The following is a 14,691-nucleotide window of genomic DNA, read 5'->3' as shown; positions in this document are numbered from 1 at the left end:
GGTGGGACGGCCACCGGCGGGGCCGTGACCGGGACCGCAACCCAGACGGCAACCCGCAGCACAACCCAGACCGCAGCCAGTCCATCCGCCGTAATCGAGGTGACGGCCGAAGCGGTTCCCGGCATCATGCCGGAATGACGAGTCGATCACCGATTCCCGCAGCCTCCGGGGTCCGCGCCCCGTGGACCACCGTGCCGGAGCACCTGCGGGCCCGCGTCCTGGAGATCGTGGGCGGGGGAGAGCTGGTCGAGGCGGTGTCGCAGACCGGCGGGTTCTCGCCGGGGCCGGCGGTGCGGCTGCGGACGTCGACCGGGCGCCGGGCCTTCGTCAAGGCGGTCAGCGCGCAGGTGAACCCTGACTCGCCCGTTATGCACCGCCGGGAGGCCGAGTACTCCGCGCAGATGCCCTCGGACGCGCCGGTGCCCAAGCTGCTCGGCTCGCTGGACGAGGACGACTGGGTGATCCTGGTCTTCGAGGAGATCGACGGCCGCAACCCCGGTCCGGACTGGGATCCGGCGGAGCTGCGGCGGGTTGTGCGGGCGCTCGGCGAGATGGCCGAGCTGCTGACCCCCTCGCCGATCGACGTGCCGCCGGTCGCCGAGCGCCTGGGCGGGTTCACCGGCTGGGGAAGCCTGGCGAAGGCGCACGCGGCTGGCGAGGACGACCTGGCCTGGCTCGATCCGTGGGCGTTCGACCGGCTGGACCGGCTGGCGGCGCTGGAGGCGGACTCGATCCCGCGGTGCGCCGGCGACACGCTGGTCAACCTGGACGTGCGCGCCGACAACATCCTGGTCGCCGCCGACCGCGTCTACTTCGTGGACTGGCCCTGGGCCGCCAGGGGCGCGGCGTGGCTGGACATGGCGTTGTTCGTGCCGAATATCTGGATGTACGCGGGGCCGGACCTGGCGCGGATCGTCACCGAGCACCCGCTGCTCGCCGCCGCGCCGAAGGAATCCGTGCACGCCTTCGCCGCCGGCGTCGTCGGCATGATCATGCATGGCAGCCGCCAGCCCGCGCCGCCCGGACTGCCGACGCTGCGACCGTTCCAGAAGGCGTTCTGCGCGGCCGGATTGGAGTGGGTGCGTAGCTTCGGACTGCTCTGAGCCGGTGGGCCGGTGAGTTCCTGGGCCCCTTCCGCTTTTAACGCGATCGCGTTAACGTGCGCCGCGTGAGCGCGCGTATCAGGATCCTGGAAGCGGCCGAGCGACGCTTCGCCGAGGACGGCATCGAGGCGGTGTCGCTGCGCCAGATCGCCGCGGAGTCCGGCCAGCGCAACACCTCGGCGGTCGCGTACCACTTCGGTACGCGGGCCGCGCTGGTCGGGGCGCTCTACGAACACCGCATGACGCCGATCAACGAGCGCCGCCTGGAGTTCCTGGCGGCGCATCCGGATCCCGACGTCCGCACCTATGTCAGAGCCCTGGTCGAGCCGCTGGCCGAGACGCTGACCGACGCGGAGAAGGCCGGGATCCCGTCCTGGTACCTGCGTTTCCTCGCCGAGGCGATGCGGTACCCGGAGTACGATCCGGCCTCGGTCGCCCTGGAACGCCCCGAGGCCTCCAGCATCCGGGCTCTGATATCAGGGCTCCAGCGAGCGACCAGGGACTTGCGCCTGCCGCCCGGCGTCTTCGCCGAACGCATGCGCCTGCTGGCCCTGCTCGTGATCACCTCGCTCGCCGACCGCGAGCGCCACCCGGGTACCGGCGTCGGCACGCAGACCCTGGTCGCCGCCGGTGCCGCGATCCTGTCCGATCCCCAGCGGCACAACCTGTCCGATCCCCAGCAGCACCAGGAGTGAGCCATGGCCCCCTACGCCACCCTCCAAGCCCTGCTCACCGGCCGTGATCTCACCGCCGGCCCGCGCAAAGGACTGCGTCGCCTGCCCGAAGGCGAGGAATCCCGCGCATACGAGGCCATCACGGTCACGCCGTGCACCAATCTGATCGGCGCGGAGATTTCGGATATCGATCTCAGCCAGCCCGTCACCGGCGAGGAATTCGCCGAACTCGACCGCGCGCTGTTGGAATTCAAGGTCCTGTTTTTCCGCGAACAGAACCGGATCACCGGTGCCCAGCATCGTGATTTCGCGGGAATGTGGGGCGAATTGGAGGTCCACCCGTTCCTGCCGCGGGGCGAGGTGCCGGAGATCGTGCGTTTCGAGAAGGGCGCCGAGACCGCCGGGGTGGAGAACGTCTGGCACGCCGACGTCACCTGGCGCGAGAAGCCCGCGCTCGGCTCGATGCTGCGCGCGCTGGACGTGCCCGAGGCCGGCGGCGACACCTGCTTCGCCGATATGGCCGCCGCCTACGACTTCCTGCCCGAGCGGGTCAAGGAACGGATCGAGGGCCGGGTCGCAGTGCACGACTTCACGCTGCCGTTCGGCATCGGCATGGACCCGGCCAAGCTCAAGGAGATGCAGGAGAAGTACCCGGCGGTGGAGCACCCGGTGGTGCGCAGGCATCCGCGCACCGGGCGGCGCACGCTGTTCGTCAACGCCATCTTCACCACGCACATCGTCGGGCTGCCGGAAGACGAGAGCGAGGAGTTGCTGAAGCTGCTGTTCAAGCAGGCCGCGGTGCCCGAGTACCAGGTGCGGTTCAAGTGGGCGGCCGGGTCGATCGCGTTCTGGGACAACCGGGCCGTGCAGCACTACGCGGTCAGTGACTACTTCCCGCAGCGCCGGGTGATGGAGCGGGCTGCGATCCTGGGTGACCGGCCTCGTTAGGCGGCGACTGCGGTGCCGGGACGGTCGGGGTGGGGACGGCCGGGGCGGACGCAGGGGCCTCCGGTTCGGCGGCCGCGGTGGAGCTTTCCGGGGTGACCGGGGTGACCGGGGTGTTTGGAGTGGTCGCCGGGGTCGGCACGTTCGGGACCGTGGCGGCCGGCGCGGCCGGCGTGGCCGGCGTGTTCGACACGGCCGGGCCGTTCGGCGGGACCGGAGCCTGCGCCGATGCCGCCGGCTCCGCGGCGACCTCGGAAGCGGCCATCGCTGCGGCCATCGCCCCAGCCATCGCCCCGGCCATTTCCGCGCCGCGCTGCTCCCACTTCTTCAGCCCGTCCAGGAACCCGGCCCGCAACTCGTGCTTGATCGGCTCCAGCTCCGCCTCCCAGGTGTCGATCCCCAGGTCGTTGGCGAAGCGCAGCAGGTCCGGGTCCAGGTCGTGCGGCACCCAGGTCCAGGTCGCGGTCCAGTCGGTGAGCCGGCGCCGCTCGGCCTCGGTGGCGCGGGCCATCCAGCGCGCCACATAGGCCCGGCCGACGTCGATCGGCTCGGCGCGGCCCATGCTCTTGTTCTCCTCGGCGTCCAGGAAGCGCTGCGTCGGGGAGGTGACCTGCCACAGCTTCGGGAACCGGCTGTTGGCCAGCGGGGTCTTGGGCGACTCGGTGGGGTGCAGCAGCCGCTGCGGCATGTCCAGCGGGGAGGGGAACGCCTTGTGCGCGGGTTTGGCGTGCTCGCCGACGCCGACGTCGGGTTTCGGCGGTCCGTAGCCGGGCTCATCGCCGTACACCGGCGCGTTCTTCACCCAGACATAGGGCTTGAGCCATTCCTCGGACAATGTCATCGACTTGTCGACGGCGGCGATCAGTTCCAGCGACTGGTTGTAGTCCGAGGCCGCGCCCCACAGGTGGATCCGGGTCCCGTACTCCTGCGCCTCCTCGACCGCGTGCAGCAGGTCCTCGTCCCCGCTGACCAGGACCACGTCGGCGACCGCGCGCTTGCGGGCCAGGCCGGTGAGGTCGGCGTGCAGGAAGGTGTCGACGCCCTTCTGTTCGAACTTGCCGTCGTCGCGGCGGACCAGCTTGCCCAGCCGCAGCTTCAGCCCGTCCAGGACCCGCAGCTGGCGCTGCTCGCGGGTCGGTCCGGTGGCCGGCGCGGCGTCGTACCAGTACACGCGCAGGACCGGCAGGCCGGTCTCGGCGGCGGCGCGCTCGGTCAGCGCGGCCACCAGGCCCGGGTAATCGACCTCGATCCCGGGCCGCCCGGGGTCACCGCTCACCACGTTCGCGGCCGCGGCGAGCACATATCCGGCATCTACCAGCACGGCACAGCGATCCATTGGCTAAAAGTGTCACATGGTCGCGGAGGGTGGCAACACGACAGACCGGCAGTCACCCGCCTTTGCCGAATAGGCGCCCTGCGGCACAATGACCGCATGACTCTCGGGGGGCCGGTGACTCTGTTCTCGCCTAACGGCCGGCGAATGCGGAATATGACAGGAATATGCGTTCTCGCGATCACCGCGGTAGCGCTTCAGGGGTGTTCGAGCAGCGGGTCGCTGGCGGTCAACGGCCCCGGACGGAGCACCGCGCTGGTGTCCGGCACCGGGTCGGCGACCGGCACCGGGACCGCGACGGCATCCGGAACCGCGACGGCGACCGGGCCGACCGGGCCGACCGGGACGCCCACCGGCGTCCCGTCGTCGACGGCGTCGGCCCCGGTCTCCACGGTGCAGACCGCCTCCGACAGCTGGACCCCGCAGGGGCAGCTGGCGAACGCGGTGCCGATCGACACGGTCGTCAACGCCGACAAGTCGCTGACGGCGACCTACCCCAAGGGCGCGCCGGTCGGCCACGCCCTGACCATCAAGCTCCAGGCCGTGCGCAACCCGTCCGGCAAGCTCGTGGTCCACTTCTACGCCGACAACCAGAGCGGGCAGAAGATCTCGCTGATGATGGGGATGTTCGGCAACGCCTCGGCGGTCGACGACCAGGGCAACGGCCTGCAGCTGGAGGAGATGGACTCCGCCTGGACCCTGCAGGACAACAGCGACGGCGACGGCGACATGATCCCGGGCCAGCCGCTGCACGGGGACATCGTGATCGACGCGCCGGCCAACGGGTCGACCTTCAACATGTACTGGGCGCAGGCCGTCGGGAACGGAGTGGGCGGGAGCGTGACCGGGATCATCTTGATCCGGGACATCCCGATCAGCTGAATAAGACGGCTGAGCTGGTCGAGCCTGCTGAACAAGGACGCTGAGCGAGCTGACTGACCGACCGACCGAAGTAAGCAGCCGAAGAAGAAGGCCCGAGCCCCGCATGCAGCGGAGCCCGGGCCTTCCCAGCCCCAGACCATCCAGCCTCAGACCATCCAGCCTCAGACCATCCAGCCTCAGACCACCCGGCCTCAGCCGGCCTTAGCGATCCGGAACTTCAACCCCAGATCGTCGTCCCCGGCGATCGCGGCCCGCAACGCCGTCAGATCCGCCGGATCCCCGGCGGCCGGCACCGGGCCCTCGGCGAACTCCAGCGCCAGCACTTCGTCGGCGATCATTGCCGCGTGCTCCCGCACCGCCTCGGCGCTCTCGGCGCCGGCGGCCGAGCCGTCCAGCACCGCCCATGTCAGGGTGATGCGGTCGGCCACGTCCAGGCCGGTCGCCTTGCGCGTCTCCTGCAGGAAGCGCACGACGTCCCGCGCCAGCCCGGCGCGCCGCAGCTCCGGCGTGACGTGCAGGTCCAGCGCGATGGTCTCGCCGCCGGCGGTGGCCACGGCCCAGCCTTCGCGCGGGGTCTCGGTGACGATGACCTCCTCGGGCGCCACGGTCAGCTCCTCGCCGTCGACCACCACCGTCGCAGAGCCCGAAGCCCGCAGCGCCGTGGCCAGCGCCGCCGCGTCGGTGGCCGCGATGGCGGCGGCGACCAGCGGCGTCCGCTTGGCGAACCGCGCCCCGAGGGCCCGGAAGTTGCCCTTGGCGCTGTAGTCGATCAGGTCCCCGCCGGCGTCGGCCAGCGGCGAGGTCGTCACCACGTTCAGCTCCTCCAGCAGCTGCGCCCGCAGCTCCTCGGGCAGCCCGGACCAGCCCGGCGCGCCGACCAGGGCCCGCGACAGCGGCTGCCGGGTCTTCACCCCGGAGTCCGCGCGGGTGGCCCGGCCCAGCTCGACCAGGCGCCGGGTGAGCGCCATGTGCTCGGCCAGCTCGGGGTCGACCAGCGCCGCGTCCGCCACCGGCCACTCGGCCAGGTGCACGGACTCCGGCGCCTGCGGGTCCACCGGCCGCACCAGGTCCTGCCAGACCCGCTCGGTGATGAACGGCACCATCGGCGCCATCAGCTTGGTCACCGTCTCCAGCGCCTCGTGCAGGGTGGCCATGGCGGCCGGCTCGGCGTTCCAGAAGCGGCGGCGCGCGCGGCGGACGTACCAGTTGGACAGGTCGTCCACGAACGCCGACAGCAGCTTGCCGACCTTGAGCGTGTCGAACTCGTCCATGGCGGCGGTGACCTCGCCGATGAGGACGTTGAGTTCGGACAGGACCCAGCGGTCCAGGGCCGGGCGCTCGCTCGGCTTCGGGTCGGCGGCCGACGGCGACCAGCCGCCGGTGCGGCCGTAGAGGGCCTGGAACGAGACCGTGTTCCAGTAGGTCAGCAGGGTCTTGCGCACGACCTCCTGGATGGTGGCGTGCCCGACCCGGCGCGCCGACCAGGGCGAGCCCCCGGCCAGCATGAACCAGCGCACGGCGTCGGCGCCGTGCTGGTCCATCAAGGGGATCGGCTCCAGGATGTTGCCCAGGTGCTTGGACATCTTGCGGCCGTCCTCGGCCAGGATGTGGCCGAGGCAGAGCACGTTCTTATAAGAGGACTTGTCGAACACCAGGGTGCCGATCGCCAGCAGCGAGTAGAACCAGCCGCGGGTCTGGTCGATGGCCTCGGCGATGAAGTCGGCCGGGTAGGCGTTCTCGAAGGCCGCGACGGAGCCCTCGGCGTAGGGGTAGCCGTGCTGCGCGAACGGCATCGAGCCGGAGTCGTACCAGCCGTCGATGACCTCCGGGACCCGGGTGGCGATCCGACCAGGCTCAGCGCACTGCGGGCAGGGCATGGTCACGTCGTCCACGAACGGCCGGTGCGGGTCCAGGTTCGAGACGTCCTGCCCGGACAGCTCGCCGAGCTCCTTCAGCGAGCCGACCGCGGTGACGTGGCCCTCCTGGCACACCCACAGCGGCAGCGGCGTGCCCCAGTAGCGCTTGCGGGACAGCGACCAGTCGATGTTGTTGTTCAGCCAGTCGCCGAACCGGCCGTACTTGACGTTGTCCGGGAACCAGTTGGTGGCGTCGTTCTCGCGCATCATCGCGTTCTTCAACGCGGTGGTGCGGATGTACCAGGCCGGCTGCGCGTAGTAGAGCAGCGCGGTGTGGCAGCGCCAGCAGTGCGGGTAGCTGTGCTCGTACTCCAGGTGCTTGAACAGCACGCCGCGCTCGCGCAGGTCCGAGGTCAGGACCTCGTCGGCCTTCTTGAAGAAGACGCCGCCGACCATCGGCACCGATTCGGCGAAGGTGCCGTCGCCGCGGATCGGGTTCACCACCGGCAGGTCGTACTTCTTGCAGGTGGCCAGGTCGTCGGCGCCGAAGGCCGGGGCCTGGTGCACCAGGCCGGTGCCGTCCTCGGTGGTGACGTAGTCGGCCAGCACCACGTAGTGGGCGTCCGGGATGTCGATGAGTCCGAACGGCCGCTGATAGGTCCAGCGCTCCATCTCGGCGCCGGTGAACGACTCGCCGGTGGGCTCCCAGCCCTCGCCGAGCGCCTTGTCCACCAGCGGCTCGGCGACCACCACGCGCTCGGCGCCGTCGGTGACCACGACGTAGGCGACGTCCGGGTGCGCGGCGACCGCGGTGTTGGAGACCAGGGTCCAGGGCGTGGTCGTCCAGACCAGCAGCGAGGTGGTGCCGGCCAGCGGGCCGGAGGTCAGCGGGAAGCGGACGTAGACCGAGGGGTCGACGACCGTCTCATAGCCCTGCGCCAGCTCGTGGTCGGACAAGCCGGTACCGCAGCGCGGGCAGTACGGCGCGACCCGGTGGTCCTGGACCAGCAGGTCCTTGTCAAAGATCTGCTTCAGCGACCACCACACCGACTCGACGTAGGACGGGTTCATCGTCCAGTACGCCTCGTCGGTGTTCACCCAGTAGCCCATGCGCTCGGTGAGCTTCTCGAAGGCGTCCACGTGCCGGCGCACCGACTCGCGGCACTTGGCGTTGAACTCGGCGATGCCGTAGGCCTCGATGTCCTGCTTGTTGGTGAAGCCGAGCTCGGCCTCCACCGCGAGCTCCACCGGCAGGCCGTGGCAGTCCCAGCCGGCCTTGCGGTCCACGCGGTGGCCCTGCATGGTCTTGAAGCGCGGGAAGACGTCCTTGAAGACGCGGGCCTCGACGTGGTGGGTGCCGGGCCGGCCGTTCGCGGTCGGCGGGCCCTCGTAGAAGGTCCAGGTCGGCGCGCCCTCGGTGGCCTGCAGGCTCTTGCCGAAGATGTCGGCGCCGCGCCAGAAGTCGATGATCTCGGCGTCCATCGCCGGGAGATCGAGCTGGGCGTTCACGGGGCGGTAGAGCCTCGAATCCTGCGCTGTCATGCGCGGTGCCTTCCTCCGTCGTAGGTCCTAAACCGACGAAGGGACGACACAGGCGGTTCCTCTATAGAGCCACTCTCTATATAGGGGCGCCGGTACCGCGGTACCACCCTCCTTGACACACCGTGGTCAACGATATGTCCACTTCATTGGTATCCGGCCGGGTCTACTGGGGCTGGTGCCCTTTCTTCCGGCGGCTCGGGGGTGATTTTCGCGCGGCGTCCGCCTCCGGGCTCGCACCGTCCCCGGATCGCTGAGGCTTTCCCGCCGCGCTACTCGTCCCGTCGCTGCCTGCTCGGGTACTGGTGTCATTGTAAGGGGTATGGAGGAGGTCCGAATTCCAATTCGCGTGAAGCCGGGGAGTTCGCGTACGCGGGTCGGCGGACGGTACGGCCAGACGTCACTCATCGTGTCCGTTTCGGCGAAGGCGATCGACGGCGCGGCGACCGAGGCGGCGCTTCGGGCGGTCGCCGAGGCGCTGGGAATGCCGCGCCGGGCGGTGCTGTTGATCTGTACTTCATCTTTAAAATCATGGGAGCCAGCTCGCGGGACAAAGTCTTAGGTGTTTCTTCGGAAGACCCGGATACCGTGCGCGAGCTGGTGCGGGACCTGCTCGGCTGAACCGGGCGGACCCGCGGGGAACGCCCAGTTCCGGCGCCTCTCCCGGCGACTTAGCCCGAACGAGTGAATGTTTGGTGCGCATGTGTTCGACGGGAACTGGTGGGCGGCATGGGACGTTTCTCCCCTCACGAAGCGTGATTAGCGGGCGCCTGAGGCGGGCACGCTACACGTCGCGTGTGAGTTGGGGGCGGACGGGTTGCGGCACTCATCGGAAGTGCCCGGCGCCGCCACGTCAGAGAGCGAGGATGACGGCCGTGACGACGAGCAGGACGAAGGCATCACAGGCGGCCACGGGGGCCACGCACGCCGGGGCGGGCGCCGGTGCCGGCCAGGCGGTGCCCAAGCCGACTCGGGCCGCGACCGGGGCCAAGGCGGCCTCGCGCCCCACGTCGGCCCCGCCGCGCCGATCCGGAGCCGGGGAGGCCAGGCGCACCACGGCCGGCACCAAGGCCCCGGTGAGCACGGCCCCGGTGAGCACGACCCCAGCGAGCACGCAGCCTGTGAAAGAGCAGCCGGTGAAGAACCCGGCCAAGACTCCCGCCGTGGAGAAGGAGACTGCCATGACGGTCACGCAGACCATCGAGACCGTGGCCGGCGTCGCCGGACTGCCCCCGTACCGGGCCGCGGAAGACCCGTGGACCCCGGACGAGGTCGCCGAGCTGCACGCCGAGCTGCAGGGGGACGCCGAGCGGCTGCGCCGGGAGATCGGCCTGGCCGAGACCGGCATCGCCGACCTGCTCCGGGACTCCGGCGAAGGGGCCGGCGACGACCAGGCCGACGCCGGGACCAAGAACTTCGAGCGCGAGCACGAGATGTCGATAGCGAACAATGCTCGCGACATGCTCCAGCAGACCGAGCGCGCGCTGGCCCGGCTGGCGGCCGGGACCTACGGGATCTGCGAGTCCTGCGGCGAGCCGGTCGGCAAGTACCGGCTGCAGGCCTTCCCGCGGGCCACGCTGTGCATGAGCTGCAAGCAGAAGCAGGAGCGGCGCTGAGCTGAGGCCGGCCCGGCGCTCGCCGCCGGGCCGGCGATCTTCTCGGGCGTGATCGTGCTTCGTGGTCCCGGCCGCGAAGGTAGGGTGTGCGCGTGGCTTCAGAAGTACGCGCGGACGCAGAGGTGGCCGAGGACGTGGCCGGGATCGTCGACGAGACCGATGAGGGGACCGGCAGGTCCGGTGCCGGCGACGGGACCGAAACCGAACCGGCTCCGGCCGGCCGGGCCGTGCCCAGCGCGGCTGAGTCGGCTGAGTCGGCTGAGTCGGACGCGTCGGCCGAAAAGGGCACGCCGGCCGAGCTGGCCGAGTCTGGCGAGTCGGCCGCCGCCGAGTCCGTTGTCCCCGGAGCCACTGCCTCGGAAGCCACAGCCCAGGAAGCCACTGCGCCGGAAGCTGTCGAGCAGGCAGCCCCGCGCGGCAAGCGCCGCATCCTGATCGTCCTGATCTTCGCGGCCCTGGCCCTGACCGTGGACGCGGTCAGCAAGGCCCTGGTGGTCGCCAAGCTCCAGGACCGCCCGCCGTACCGCGTTCCCGGCGGCTTCCTGGACTTCAACCTGATCCGCAACCCCGGCGCGGCCTTCAACATCGGCGAGGGCCAGACCTGGGTCTTCACCTTCATCGCGGCCGGGGTGGTGTTCGTCATCCTGCGGGTGGCGCGCAACCTGCGCTCGCTGCCCTGGGCCATCGCGCTCGGGCTGCTGCTCGGCGGCGCGCTGGGCAACCTGAGCGACCGGCTGTTCCGCTCGCCCGGCGTGGGCCGCGGCGACGTCGTGGACTTCCTGCAGATCCGGACCTTCCCGCTGGTGCACTACGACTTCCCGGTGTTCAACCTGGCCGACAGCTCGATCGTGATCGGCGGCTGTCTGATGGTGCTGCTGTCCTTCCTGGGGATGCAGCCGGACGGGACCCGGCAGAAGGACACCGCACCCGCGCAGGCCACGAGCGAGGACCCGAAGTCGCAGGACCAGGCCTGACACTGAGAGTGGCCGCCGGCGGTGCCGCGCCGGGCGGATAATGGTCCCCATGTCTGATCTCCGCAGCCTCCCCATCCCGGACGGGCTCGAGGGCGAACGCCTCGACGCCGCGCTGGCCCGCATGTTCGGTCTGTCCCGGACCCGGGCCGCCGAACTGGCCGCGGCCGGGCACGTGCGGGTGGACGGCGCCGAGGCCGGGAAGTCCGACCGGGTGCGCGGCGGGGCGTGGCTGGAGATCGAGCTGCCGCCGGTCGTGGACCCGGTGGCGGTGCGCGTCGAGGCCGTCGAGGGTATGCGGATCGTGCACGACGACGAGGACATCGTGGTCATCGACAAGCCGGTCGGCGTCGCGGCGCACCCGAGCCCGGGCTGGCTGGGGCCGACCGTGGTCGGCGGGCTGGCCGCGGCCGGCTACCGGATCTCGACCTCCGGTTCGGCCGAGCGCAAGGGCATCGTGCACCGGCTGGACGTCGGAACCAGCGGGTTGATGGTGGTGGCCAAGTCCGAGCGCGCCTACACCCTGCTCAAGCAGGCGTTCCGGGACCGGACCGTGGACAAGCGCTACCACACGCTGGTGCAGGGGCACCCGGACCCGATGCGCGGGACCGTGGACGCGCCGATCGGCCGGCACCCGCACCACGACTACAAGTTCGCGGTGGTCCGGGACGGCAAGGACAGCGTCACGCACTACGAGACGATCGAGGCGTACCGGGCCGCGACGCTGCTGGCGATCAAGCTGGAGACCGGCCGGACGCACCAGATCCGGGTGCACATGGCCGCGCTGCGGCACCCGTGCGTCGGGGACCTGCAGTACGGCGCGGACCCGAAGCTGGGGGAGCGGCTGGGCCTGACCCGGCAGTGGCTGCACGCGGTGAGCCTGGGGTTCGAGCACCCGGGGACCGGGGAGTGGGCGCAGTACGAGAGCCGGTATCCGGACGACTTGCAGCACGCGCTGGACCTCATCGCGGCAGAGAGCTGACGCCGGCTCTGCGGCACCGTTCTCGGGCGAAGATGCGAGCCCTTTCATCGGGCTCTGCGGCGTTGCGGCGCGGTCCGCGGCGATCATGGCGGTTGACTTGGTCCCGTGGCGACGAAATCGGCGTGGTGGTGGCCGCCGGCCCACCCGCGCACCTGGGCGGCGATGGCCGGCGCGGTCCTGCTGGTGGCGCTGGCCACCGGGGTCGGCGTGTACCTGTCCCACCTGGACCGGGGCGGCCGGCACAGCGGCTTCGGCGCGGGCGCGACCGGCGCCCCGGACCGGGTCGACATCGTGGCGACGATCAACCGGGTCGAGGCGGCCCGCAACGATGCCCAGGTGCGGGTGTTCGTGACCCTGGTCGGGAAGTACGCCAAGGACGGCGACGAGGTGTTCCCGGCGCAGGACGTGACGATCGAGACATCGTCGCTGTCCAGCGGCGAGCTGACGTACCCGGCGGGCAAGCGCGTCGTGTCCAAGGACATGCTGATGGACCTGCCCGGCGGTGACATCGCGGACTATCCGTTCGACCGCTACTCGACCACGCTCGCCTTCTCGGCGACGGTCGGCGGCCGGCCGGCCCCGATCGCGGTCGCGGTCGTCGACTCGGACCCGGGTTTCGTGACCCGCGCGGCCGAGAACGGCGACCCCGAGGAGCCCGGCTTCGACCTCCAGCTGCGCCGCACCCGGGGCACCTTCGCGATGGTCTGGCTGATGTACGTGATCATGTGGGCCCTGGCACTGTCGGTCCTGACCGGCGCCCTGGTGATGGCCCGCAGGAGCCTGGGCATGGTGTGGCCGGGCCTGGGCTGGATGGCGGCCTCGCTGTTCGCCCTGGCCGGGTACCGGAACACCGCGCCGGGTCAGCCGCCGATCGGCTGCCTGCTGGACTACACGGTGTTCCTCTGGGCGGAGGCGATCGTCGCCTTCTCGATGGTGTACGCGGTGCTGCGGGGGACGCGGGTGGAGATGCGGGTGTTGGAGGAGGGCTGATGCCTGCCTGCTCCTGCGCCTACCCCTCCCGCCCGATCTCCGCGACCACCGCGTCGGTCAGCCGCACCAGCTCGTCGGGGGCCAGCTCGATCTCCATCCCGCGCTTCCCGGCCGAGCAGAACATGGTGTCGAACAACAGTGCGGTTTCATCGACGACGGTCGGCAGCGCCTTGCGCTGCCCGAGCGGGGAGACGCCGCCGAGGACGTAGCCGGTGGTGCGGGTGACCGCCGCCGGGTCGGCCATCGCCGCCTTCTTCCCGCCGACCGCCGTGGCGAGCGCCTTGAGGTCCAGCGATCCGGACACCGGGACCACGGCCACGGTCAGCGTCCCGTCCACCTCGGCGACCAGCGTCTTGAACACCCGCTCGGGCTCGACGCCCAGCACGTCCGCCGCCTCCCGGCCATAGGACGCGGCGGCCGGGTCGTGGTCGTAGGTGTGGACGGTGAACTCCACGCCTTCCTTGCTGAGCAGGGCGGTCGCCGGAGTGCCGGAGGTCTGACGGTTCTTCGCTGCCATGCGGTAATGGTGCCATCAGCAGGTTCTAGGAGTTCTCTTAGCCATCATCCGCCACTCCCGGCTGTCAGGAGGGGGTGCGGCATGAAAAGCTGATGGACGATGAACGACCAGACTTCGCCGACTGCCGATGGGCAGGGCCCGGGTTCCTCGCCTCGGCGGAACCCCTATGAGGAACCGCAGAGTGCTTCCGGCGCGCCCCCGGCGCCCGGGGTGTCGGGCCCGACGCCGGTGGGCCCCGGTGGATCGGGAGGCCCGGCCGGGTACCGTGCTCCGGCCGGTCCGGGCGGTTCCGCTGGGCCGGGCGGTTACGGCGGGCCCGTTGGTCCCGCCGCCGCGGTCGGTCCCGGCGGCCCGGTCGGCCCCGGCGGCTACGGCGCCCCGGCCGGCTCGCGGCGCTCGCTCCAGGTGACCCTGATCCAGTGGCTGCCCGACATCCTGGTCGCGGCGGTGCTGCTGGTCACCGGAGCCGTGCTGGGCGTGCTGGCCGGGCTGGCCTGGTACCGCTTCGCGCCGACGGTGTGGCTGACGCTGCCGGCCAACGCGGTCTCCCAGGTGACATCCGGCGTGGACCAGTCCGCGCTGCTGGTCGAGCCGGAGGCCAAGGGCATCGCGAGCGTCGACGGGTACTACTTCGTCTTCACCGCGATCGTCGGTCTGCTGCTGGCCGTCCTCGGGTTCTTCCTGGCCCGCCGCGGGCCGTTCGCCGGTGAGCGGGACCGCCAGGGCCACCGGGACGGCGCCGGCGTCGGCGCCTGGGCCGGGGTGCTGCTCGGCGGGCTGGCCGCGGCCACGATCGCCGCCGCGCTCGGCCGCTGGGTCTCGATGCCGGATCCGCTGACCGTGCTGCACATCATCGCCGCCGGGCACAACTTCCACGCCCCGGTCGCCCTGCACGCCCAGGGGCTCTACCTGGCCGCGCCGCTGCTCGGGATGGTGCTGTTCCTGGCGCTGACCGCGGCCTTCACCAAGCCGACGCCGCCACCGTGGCAGGCCTTCGGCGAGGAGCACGGGTACCTCCCGGTCAATGACGCGCGTCACGACTACAACCCGGTGCGGCAGCCGGGCGGTGGGCAGAACGGACAGCCGCAGTCGCAGCAGTCCCAGCCCCAGTCCCAGCCGGGACCGGTCGCGCCGGAAGCGGGCGACGCACCGGAAGACAAGGGGCCCGGCACCACACCGGGTGCGAACACCGGTGCCTCCCAGGCGGACACTTCGCTCGGCTGACCTGCCGAAGCGCGGACCTGCGGACGCGCTGACCTGCGGGTGCGGCGGCGCTTCGGGCG

At 71.1% G+C, this 14,691-nt stretch carries 15 protein-coding genes; 10 read left to right on the top strand and 5 right to left on the bottom strand.

Translation table 11 applies throughout. From position 1 onward, the window contains the following. The first annotated feature begins 134 nt into the window (after positions 1 to 134). From KGQ19_RS26125 to KGQ19_RS26115, 3 genes are all read left to right on the top strand, one after another. Positions 135 to 1,103 (top strand): phosphotransferase family protein, encoded by a 969-nt coding sequence (locus KGQ19_RS26125; RefSeq protein ID WP_230419452.1) that lies wholly within the window; start codon positions 135 to 137, stop codon positions 1,101 to 1,103. Positions 1,104 to 1,168: 65 nt separating this feature from the next. Continuing rightward, entirely contained in the window at positions 1,169 to 1,798 is a 630-nt protein-coding gene (locus KGQ19_RS26120; RefSeq protein WP_212012925.1) for a TetR/AcrR family transcriptional regulator, read from the top strand. Between the two features lie 3 nt (positions 1,799 to 1,801). Continuing rightward, on the top strand, positions 1,802 to 2,725 hold the full coding sequence (locus KGQ19_RS26115; RefSeq protein WP_212012923.1) for a TauD/TfdA dioxygenase family protein: 924 nt from the start codon (positions 1,802 to 1,804) through the stop codon (positions 2,723 to 2,725). Here the strand turns inward: KGQ19_RS26115 and KGQ19_RS26110 are convergent. Together KGQ19_RS26110 and KGQ19_RS26105 are read right to left on the bottom strand one after the other, a co-directional pair. After that, positions 2,658 to 4,043, bottom strand: coding sequence for an NYN domain-containing protein (locus tag KGQ19_RS26110; protein WP_212012916.1), 1,386 nt, complete (start codon positions 4,041 to 4,043; stop codon positions 2,658 to 2,660). The genes KGQ19_RS26115 and KGQ19_RS26110 overlap by 68 nt on opposite strands. Positions 4,044 to 4,252: 209 nt before the next feature. Then, positions 4,253 to 4,447 (bottom strand): hypothetical protein, encoded by a 195-nt coding sequence (locus KGQ19_RS26105; protein WP_212012914.1) that lies wholly within the window; start codon positions 4,445 to 4,447, stop codon positions 4,253 to 4,255. Position 4,448: 1 nt separating this feature from the next. Here KGQ19_RS26105 and KGQ19_RS26100 point away from each other — a divergent pair, with 1 nt between their 5' ends. Next, entirely contained in the window at positions 4,449 to 4,937 is a 489-nt protein-coding gene (locus KGQ19_RS26100) for a hypothetical protein (RefSeq protein ID WP_212012912.1), read from the top strand. 191 nt (positions 4,938 to 5,128) lie between these two features. Here the strand turns inward: KGQ19_RS26100 and ileS are convergent, their stop codons facing one another. Beyond that, a complete protein-coding gene (gene ileS, locus KGQ19_RS26095) occupies positions 5,129 to 8,335 on the bottom strand; it encodes an isoleucine--tRNA ligase (RefSeq protein ID WP_212012904.1) in 3,207 nt (1,068 codons plus the stop codon). Positions 8,336 to 8,654: 319 nt separating this feature from the next. Between ileS and KGQ19_RS52950 the strand changes: the two genes are divergently transcribed. Beyond that, positions 8,655 to 8,894 carry a DUF167 domain-containing protein gene (locus tag KGQ19_RS52950; RefSeq protein WP_212012902.1) on the top strand — a complete coding sequence of 80 codons (240 nt, stop codon included), beginning with the start codon at positions 8,655 to 8,657 and terminating at the stop codon, positions 8,892 to 8,894. Positions 8,895 to 9,185: 291 nt separating this feature from the next. Here the strand turns inward: KGQ19_RS52950 and KGQ19_RS26085 are convergent, their stop codons facing one another. Next, a complete protein-coding gene (locus tag KGQ19_RS26085; protein WP_230419466.1) occupies positions 9,186 to 9,515 on the bottom strand; it encodes a pentapeptide repeat-containing protein in 330 nt (109 codons plus the stop codon). Here KGQ19_RS26085 and KGQ19_RS26080 point away from each other — a divergent pair. The 4 genes from KGQ19_RS26080 (at position 9,514) to KGQ19_RS26065 (ending at position 12,891) form a co-directional block, all read left to right on the top strand. After that, complete coding sequence (locus tag KGQ19_RS26080; RefSeq protein ID WP_212012899.1) at positions 9,514 to 9,948, top strand: TraR/DksA family transcriptional regulator; 435 nt, start codon at positions 9,514 to 9,516, stop codon at positions 9,946 to 9,948. The two genes, KGQ19_RS26085 and KGQ19_RS26080, sit on opposite strands and share 2 nt — an antisense overlap. A 92-nt stretch (positions 9,949 to 10,040) precedes the next feature. Next, a complete protein-coding gene (gene lspA / locus KGQ19_RS52085; RefSeq protein WP_212012896.1) occupies positions 10,041 to 10,922 on the top strand; it encodes a signal peptidase II in 882 nt (293 codons plus the stop codon). Positions 10,923 to 10,962: 40 nt separating this feature from the next. Continuing rightward, positions 10,963 to 11,901: an RluA family pseudouridine synthase gene (locus tag KGQ19_RS26070; protein ID WP_212012894.1), complete on the top strand. Its 939-nt coding sequence runs from the start codon at positions 10,963 to 10,965 to the stop codon at positions 11,899 to 11,901. Positions 11,902 to 12,006: 105 nt separating this feature from the next. After that, the gene (locus tag KGQ19_RS26065; protein WP_212012892.1) at positions 12,007 to 12,891 is read left to right on the top strand and encodes a DUF4436 family protein; all 885 of its coding nucleotides are present in this window, start codon (positions 12,007 to 12,009) and stop codon (positions 12,889 to 12,891) included. A 19-nt stretch (positions 12,892 to 12,910) separates the two neighbouring features. Here KGQ19_RS26065 and ybaK read toward each other — a convergent pair whose 3' ends face one another. After that, positions 12,911 to 13,408, bottom strand: coding sequence for a Cys-tRNA(Pro) deacylase (gene ybaK / locus KGQ19_RS26060; RefSeq protein WP_212012890.1), 498 nt, complete (start codon positions 13,406 to 13,408; stop codon positions 12,911 to 12,913). A 99-nt stretch (positions 13,409 to 13,507) separates the two neighbouring features. On the opposite strand from ybaK, the gene KGQ19_RS26055 reads away from it, so the two are divergent. Then, a complete protein-coding gene (locus tag KGQ19_RS26055) occupies positions 13,508 to 14,632 on the top strand; it encodes a hypothetical protein (protein WP_212012888.1) in 1,125 nt (374 codons plus the stop codon). Positions 14,633 to 14,691 lie beyond the last annotated feature (59 nt).

This window comes from Catenulispora pinistramenti (assembly GCF_018274385.1).
In the GTDB taxonomy this organism is placed as follows: domain Bacteria; phylum Actinomycetota; class Actinomycetes; order Streptomycetales; family Catenulisporaceae; genus Catenulispora; species Catenulispora pinistramenti.
This window is presented reverse-complemented; position numbering and strand designations above follow the sequence as displayed.

Coding starts and splice junctions, on each gene's coding strand:
- KGQ19_RS26125 (WP_230419452.1), top strand. CDS start 135: ATGACGAGTCGATCACCGATTCCCGCAGCCTCCGGGGTCCGCGCCCCG.
- KGQ19_RS26115 (WP_212012923.1), top strand. CDS start 1,802: ATGGCCCCCTACGCCACCCTCCAAGCCCTGCTCACCGGCCGTGATCTC.
- ileS (WP_212012904.1), bottom strand. CDS start 8,335: ATGACAGCGCAGGATTCGAGGCTCTACCGCCCCGTGAACGCCCAGCTC.
- KGQ19_RS52950 (WP_212012902.1), top strand. CDS start 8,655: ATGGAGGAGGTCCGAATTCCAATTCGCGTGAAGCCGGGGAGTTCGCGT.
- KGQ19_RS26080 (WP_212012899.1), top strand. CDS start 9,514: ATGACGGTCACGCAGACCATCGAGACCGTGGCCGGCGTCGCCGGACTG.
- KGQ19_RS26085 (WP_230419466.1), bottom strand. CDS start 9,515: ATGGCAGTCTCCTTCTCCACGGCGGGAGTCTTGGCCGGGTTCTTCACC.
- KGQ19_RS26070 (WP_212012894.1), top strand. CDS start 10,963: ATGGTCCCCATGTCTGATCTCCGCAGCCTCCCCATCCCGGACGGGCTC.
- ybaK (WP_212012890.1), bottom strand. CDS start 13,408: ATGGCAGCGAAGAACCGTCAGACCTCCGGCACTCCGGCGACCGCCCTG.
- KGQ19_RS26055 (WP_212012888.1), top strand. CDS start 13,508: ATGAACGACCAGACTTCGCCGACTGCCGATGGGCAGGGCCCGGGTTCC.